Genomic DNA, 5548 nt, shown 5'->3' on the forward strand with positions numbered 1-5548 from the left:
GTTTTTTCCCAGCATCCTTCTTCTGTAGCTGACTCAAATACAATTCTAAATCACTGTATTCAAGCTTTTGCGCTTTAAAATTCAGATACCGTGTCGCCAAGGTTTTTAAAATATTTAGTTCCATCTGATCTAGTGCATTCTTTTGAAAAAGTTCATACAGATCTAAAAACTTCTGTTCATACTCGGTTTTAAGAGGCAGATTATTCAACTCTTCAAACAGCAATTTCAACTTCAGATGTTCACGATAAGGTTTTAAAGCCTCTTTGACCAGAACCTGATCTGTCTGAGTTAGCCCCTCAAAATTACAATCAACACTATTTAAAGCCTTTAACACTTGAGATTGAAGATCAGAAAGCTGTTCTTGCTGTTCTAAAAACTCTACAAATGCATGTAACTCAGCAATCTGTAACAACTGAGCAGGTCGACCACGCTTTTTTGCTTTTTCCATTTCCATCATCTGCCGCCAAATTTTCAGACTGCCCTCTTTAAATATGGTTTTACCATATTTAAAGAGGGCAGTCTGAAAATAATTATTTAATATAAAAATAAAATTTCTTGAAAAGAATTTTTATTTTTATATTAAATAATTCGCACTTGACAGTTTCTCCTCATCGGAGAAACTAGTACGCAATGGGGCGCTTCCCCCTTGACCCCCTTCAACCGGATTTTTCAGCCATACAGGCATTTCAAATCCGGGCGGTTTTCATTCCGTTTCACTGCATAAAAACCGAACCCACAACCCAGCAGAGGTGAACATGGCCAGCTACCACTTCAGCGTCAAAAGCAAAAATAAGGGCTATGCGACCGGCCATTATCTCTACATTTCCCGGCTGATGCAGTATGAAGGCATCCGCAAAACCAGCAATGAGACCATAGAACATATTGAACCTGGTCGATGTATGCCTGCCTTTGTAAAAGATCCCATTGATTTTTGGCAGGCAGCAGATACGTATGAACGAGCCAATGCCAAGGCCTACATGGAGTATGAAATTGCCCTACCGAATGAGTTCACGTCAGAACAGCGTAAAACGCTCATAGAGACGTTTTTAGACAAACATATAGTTCCACAGCAATATCCGCACTCATACGCCATACACAACGTAAAATCACGTATCAGTGGCGAAGATCAGCCTCATTGTCATCTGATGTTCTCGCTAAAAGCGGATGACGGCATTGAACGCAGCGCAGAACAGTACTTCAAACGCTATAACCCTCAAGATCCAGCCAAAGGCGGTGCCAAAAAAATCCAACTTCAAGATGGCCATGAAGACTATTCCACTTTTTTGATCTATATCCGAAAACAATGGGAAAATCATTTGAATGATGCCCTTGCACAGCACTGCCCGACCGTCACCTACACACTGGATGGCCAAGACATCACCATCAAAAATCAGGTTTCAGCAGACAGCTATGAAAAATATAACGAGATCCACAGCACGCTATACCTTCCAGAGCCAAAACTAGGCGTTGGACAACAAAATGCGACAGCGGAATATCTCGCCCAAATCCAAAAAATCAGAGAACACAACCAGCAAGAACGAGAACTCGAAGAACGCCAAAAGCAATTAGATCAACAACATGAATATTTTTATAGTGCTGAAAACAACCCATTTTCATCATTGGAAGTCATGTATTACCTGAATTACTTAATCAAGAATGCAACAAATAAGGACAAACTAAAAAATGATTTGAATGAAATTATCAAAAACCAAGGCCCTATACTTAAACAAGAAGCTTGGTCCATCTACGAAATGAATGAAAAACTAGAAGACTCAAGACGTAACAGTACCCCATGTTTTGAGTTCGAGGTGCATTCACTTCCTGAATACGTATTACCGATACAAAATACGCCTCCCAAACGCACTCAATCAGAACCAGTACAACCTAAAGCTGATGATTATGATTACGGTGGCCCTGGTTTTTAAGCTCAGTTGGTTTTATCCAAAGTTTACAGAGCGAGTGTCTACGAGCGAACAGACACAATTAAAATTTTTGCCATGCTTTTTCCCTGATTACAAACTCCCCTTTGCTGCTGAGACTGAGATACAGAGCATCCCGGAGGGTGCGAACAGATTTAATTTGCATCTAGGTCGAGCGAAGCGAGTATAAAAAACTTATGAGCGAAGCGAATTCCGAGTTGCTTTTGCTTTTTTGAAGTTATCACGAGATTAACCCAAAAATTGCCCCTTCGAACTGAGCGTAAGCGAAGTTCAATAGAGTTTGAGCGTAGCGAAAACATAGGGCAATTTTTCATTCTTTCCTTTTTAATATATTTTAAATCTTTTAAATCTTTTCAGTCGTCTCTGTGCCTTATATAGCAAAGGTTTCAGCGTTTAAATATGACGGATTGACTACTAACTATGACGGATTGACTACTAACTATGACGGATTGACTACTTAACTATGACGGATTGACTACTAACTATGACAAGTATATATTTGTCATATATTAGAAAAATCAATGGTTTTGTTTTGAATAAAAATCACGTTGTAAAATCAAATCAAGTAATAGAAGCATCGTATCAATTAAGTGCCGTAGAGCAACGAATTGTCTTAGCTGCCATTTCACGGATTCCCAAAAATCAGCCTATTACAGATGATGAGTTATACCCTGTTAGCGTCGATGAATTAAAACAATTGGGCGTACATGAGAAAACTGCATACAGAGATTTAAAGGAAGGTATTAATAGACTCTATGAGAGGTCTATTAACCTCAGTATTGATGATAAATCTATAAAAATGAGATGGGTGCAAGAAATCCAATTTTTAGATAGTCAAAGTGTCATTGGAATCCGTTTTTCAAAACCCATTCTGCCATTTATTTCCAATCTAAGTAGAGAATTCACCAAATATGCCTTATCAGACATTGCTGGGATCAATAGTGGATACGGTATTCGTATTTATGAGCTACTGGTTCAATATCGGCAAATAGGTAAGCGTGAAATTTCTGTTGAGAGTTTACGGACAATGTTAGAACTCGGTAAAAAGTACCCATTATTCGCTGATTTCAAGAAACGAGTAATTGACACTGCTATAGACCAAATCAATGAATATAGCCCTTTAAAAGTCACTTATGAGCAGAAAAAAACAGGGCGTAAAGTCACTCATATTATCTTTTCTTTTAAAGAAAAATCTAAATCCATAACACATACCTCGAAAGATTTTTATCAGCTATCTGATGCTCAAATTAATCTATTCGGGAATCAATTATCACGTTTACATGAGCTTTCCCATTTAGCCTCAGAAGGTGAAAGTTATGAGATTTTAGCTGCTAAAATTAAGGATATGCTTAGAAACCCTCACCAACAACAGCAGTTTTTGCCACACTTAAAGAACTTAGGGTTTAAAGCTTGAGTGTATTGAAGAATACACTTATTGTATTCTTCAATACGTATCCTAAATACACAGCAATACACTATGAAAACAAGTACAAAATACAGTGTTAGTGATGCAGCCACACTGTATAAGAAATCTCGTGCTACACTTTATAAAGATATAAAAAATGGGGTGTTAAGTCGTGATCATGATGGCTCTATCGACTTCTCTGAGTTACTCCGCGTTTATGGTGAACCTTTTAGTGGAAAACACTCAAAACACACTGATACGTCTCCAACACAAACTATAAATACACCTGAATACACAGACAATACAGTTATTGAACTAAAGAATCAGATCGATTTTCTAAAGAAACAGTTAGAAAAAGCAGAAGATCGCGAAGCTAAAGCAAATTCTCGTATTGATACATTACTTACCCTAATTGAAATGAAGCCAACTCAGGTTCATCCCACACCAACTTCAGATCAATCTTCAGTGCAATCTAGTCCATCTCAAGTAGAACCTACATTGAATGTAGATAACGACAAACATGACGGATTGACTACTCCAGAGAATAAGCGCATTCCTGTTCCAGAGCATGTTGAACCAGAGCCTAAAAAGCGTGGCTTCTGGAGTCGTTTTTTTCTTCCATATGGTTAACTTAGGCTAAATAAAACCGTGGAACATTGCTCAATAAATAAGCGTGGAACGTGAAAAATCATAAAAAAAACCCACCTTGGGGAAGATGGGCTATAAACTAGAAACTACAGCATTGATTTCTATAGATAATTATAACGCATTTCGTATAAGGTGTATTATGTTAATTTTAGATTTACTAAAACTATTTTTTGAGAACTAGGCTGTTATGGGAACTGTAAAGCTCAAATCTTCTGATGAAGTTTTTCAATTAAAAATTAGTCTGCTAGGTAGTGATCCTGAAATCTGGAGAACTATTCAAATTTCATCGGCAGCTACTTTATCTAGGCTCCATAAGGCAATTCAATCTGCTTTTGATTGGGAAGATAGCCATTTACATGAATTCACGACTATTAAGCATGAAAAGATCAATAAAAGACAAAAATTGAAAGAAGTTCTACGTGTAGGTAAAAAAATTATATATACATATGATTTTGGCGATTGTTGGGAACATTTGATTACTGTAGAAAGCAGACAATCTCCTGATTTAAATAAAAAATATCCATGTTGTATAGATGGTCAAAATCATGCTCCATTTGAAGATATTGGAGGAATTTTTGGATATCTTGATATTTTAGATGCATTACAAGACCCCAAACATCCAAGATATGACGATTACATGCAAATTATCGAGGATGAAATAGGAGAGATAGAGTTTGATCCGACCTACTTTAATTCACATGATATTAAGTTTTAAACCTGATTTAACATAAGGGCTGTTATACGAATTCCCAAGGCATGGCTTTTAGTCATGCTTTTTTTATCAAAAGAGTATAGCTGAATGATAGCAAGCCAAATCGCATACAATATCTATCATTAGACTTAATGCAATAATTAAATGATATTGTTATCATTAATCTAATAGAATTAAGATTAAATGATAGAAATGAATACACGTATTTATCTACGAGCTTCAACTAAAGATCAAGATGCAGAAAGGGCTTTGCAGATTCTTCAGGATCTAAACCAAAACTTGAATTTGGGTGAAACCATTGTGTACGTGGAAAACTATAGTGGTACGAAGTTAGACCGACCTGAATTGAATAAGCTGCTGTCAGAAGCAAATCAAGGTGACACCTTGTTAGTTGAAAGTATTGACCGCTTATCACGCCTAACCCAACGAGATTTTCAAGAGCTGAAGCGCAGGATCCAGGAGAAGGGACTTCGTTTAGTCGTAGCGGATCTTCCTACTACCTACCAACTGATTCAAACCAGTGACAGCATTACTCATTCAATCCTGGAACTCATCAACAATATGTTGATTGATCTCCTGGCAACAATGGCTCGCCTAGACAATGAGAAACGTATAGAACGTATTAAGCAGGGCCTGGCACGTTCGGGTTACAAGCCAACAGGTAAGAAAGCCAATGAGGCTAAGCACAAACGAATAAAAGAATTGCTAGCAGCTGGCAATATGACTAAGGAAGAAATTGCCAAAGCAGTGAATTGTGGAGTTGCAACTGTCTATCGAGTTGCTAAAGTTATCTAAAAGCGGACATTTTTACTTTGGAGAAACCGGACATTTCTATTTTGGAGT

Annotated in this window: 5 protein-coding genes and 1 pseudogene; 5 read left to right on the top strand and 1 reads right to left on the bottom strand. The window is 37.3% G+C overall.

Going from position 1 to position 5548, the window contains the following annotated elements; genetic code table 11:
* Window positions 1–454, bottom strand: a pseudogene (locus HMPREF0023_RS15420) (hypothetical protein); the annotation flags it as partial.
* A 301-nt stretch (window positions 455–755) separates the two neighbouring features.
* Here HMPREF0023_RS15420 and HMPREF0023_RS15425 point away from each other — a divergent pair.
* The 5 genes from HMPREF0023_RS15425 to HMPREF0023_RS15445 all read left to right on the top strand — a co-directional run bounded on the left by HMPREF0023_RS15425 (window position 756) and on the right by HMPREF0023_RS15445 (window position 5500).
* Window positions 756–1925: a MobA/MobL family protein gene (locus tag HMPREF0023_RS15425; RefSeq protein ID WP_002134206.1), complete on the top strand. Its 1170-nt coding sequence runs from the start codon at window positions 756–758 to the stop codon at window positions 1923–1925.
* 499 nt (window positions 1926–2424) lie between these two features.
* Window positions 2425–3354: a replication initiation protein RepM gene (gene repM, locus HMPREF0023_RS15430; RefSeq protein ID WP_000200914.1), complete on the top strand. Its 930-nt coding sequence runs from the start codon at window positions 2425–2427 to the stop codon at window positions 3352–3354.
* Between the two features lie 63 nt (window positions 3355–3417).
* Entirely contained in the window at window positions 3418–3975 is a 558-nt protein-coding gene (locus HMPREF0023_RS15435; RefSeq protein WP_008942535.1) for a plasmid replication DNA-binding protein, read from the top strand.
* 205 nt (window positions 3976–4180) lie between these two features.
* Entirely contained in the window at window positions 4181–4708 is a 528-nt protein-coding gene (locus HMPREF0023_RS15440; RefSeq protein ID WP_000537572.1) for a plasmid pRiA4b ORF-3 family protein, read from the top strand.
* Window positions 4709–4888: 180 nt separating this feature from the next.
* Window positions 4889–5500 (top strand): recombinase family protein, encoded by a 612-nt coding sequence (locus tag HMPREF0023_RS15445; RefSeq protein WP_008942536.1) that lies wholly within the window; start codon window positions 4889–4891, stop codon window positions 5498–5500.
* Window positions 5501–5548: the final 48 nt, after the last annotated feature.

The organism is Acinetobacter sp. ATCC 27244 (genome assembly GCF_000156555.1).
In the GTDB taxonomy this organism is placed as follows: Bacteria; Pseudomonadota; Gammaproteobacteria; order Pseudomonadales; family Moraxellaceae; genus Acinetobacter; species Acinetobacter haemolyticus.

Coding starts and splice junctions, on each gene's coding strand:
- HMPREF0023_RS15425 (WP_002134206.1), top strand. CDS start 756: ATGGCCAGCTACCACTTCAGCGTCAAAAGCAAAAATAAGGGCTATGCG.
- repM (WP_000200914.1), top strand. CDS start 2,425: ATGACAAGTATATATTTGTCATATATTAGAAAAATCAATGGTTTTGTT.
- HMPREF0023_RS15435 (WP_008942535.1), top strand. CDS start 3,418: ATGAAAACAAGTACAAAATACAGTGTTAGTGATGCAGCCACACTGTAT.
- HMPREF0023_RS15440 (WP_000537572.1), top strand. CDS start 4,181: ATGGGAACTGTAAAGCTCAAATCTTCTGATGAAGTTTTTCAATTAAAA.
- HMPREF0023_RS15445 (WP_008942536.1), top strand. CDS start 4,889: ATGATAGAAATGAATACACGTATTTATCTACGAGCTTCAACTAAAGAT.